Here is a 464-nt window from a genome sequence, read left to right as displayed (position 1 = left end):
TGGGTGCGTGGCTCCTCCGGTGGGACGCCGCCGATCGGAGGTCGCGGATCGGCGGACATGCGCGGCGGATACCGGGCCGCGGCCGGTCGAGGGCGGCACGGGGCGGCGCACGCCTCGACGAAACGCGCGCTCCCCCCTCGCCCCCAAAGGGGCCCCAAAAATCACGATACGCACACGCTATGACAAATCTACCGCCGTCGATCGATGGCGAGGCGGTCCCGGGAGCGGCCCCGGAGAGCGGCCCTGAGCGCCGTCACCGCGCCGGTCCCGTACCCGCCCGCACATGCCGCGCACTCAGCCCGCGCGTCCCCTTCGCCGACGCCCCGGTGACCGCGGTCGCCACCGAAGGACGCGCACCGGCTGCGGCGCCCGCCGCTTCACCTCGGCGAGGTCACCGTCGAGCGGCTGTCCGTCGGGAGGTTCGGGCACGGTTCGCTCACCCGCCCTGGCGGCGGAGACGACCA

This window comes from Phytomonospora endophytica, from assembly GCF_014202425.1.
Lineage (GTDB): Bacteria > Actinomycetota > Actinomycetes > Mycobacteriales > Micromonosporaceae > Phytomonospora > Phytomonospora endophytica.
Note: the sequence above shows the minus strand (reverse complement) of the source record.